We start from the raw sequence: 273 nt of genomic DNA on the forward strand, positions 1-273 counted from the left end.
ATTAGCCATCGTTTCCAATGGTTATCCCCCACATCAGGGCAATTTCCCAGGCATTACTCACCCGTCCGCCGCTCGTCAGCAAAGAAAGCAAGCTTTCTTCCTGTTACCGCTCGACTTGCATGTGTTAGGCCTGCCGCCAGCGTTCAATCTGAGCCATGATCAAACTCTTCAATTAAAGTTTTTTTGGTCTTGCGACCGGCTCAATGAATACTGATAAGTTTCTAGGCTCTAGAAGCTAGTTCCTAGAAAACTTGAATTGACTGTGCTCGATAC

1 rRNA gene is annotated in these 273 nt (G+C 46.5%); it reads right to left on the minus strand.

Features of this window, described 5'->3' with window-relative positions:
* A 16S ribosomal RNA gene (locus tag B7C60_RS04885) occupies positions 1-175 on the minus strand; the annotation flags it as partial.
* Between the last annotated feature and the right edge of the window lie 98 nt (positions 176-273).

Origin of the sequence: Vibrio fujianensis, from assembly GCF_002749895.1 — a bacterium.
In the GTDB taxonomy this organism is placed as follows: Bacteria; Pseudomonadota; Gammaproteobacteria; order Enterobacterales; family Vibrionaceae; genus Vibrio; species Vibrio fujianensis.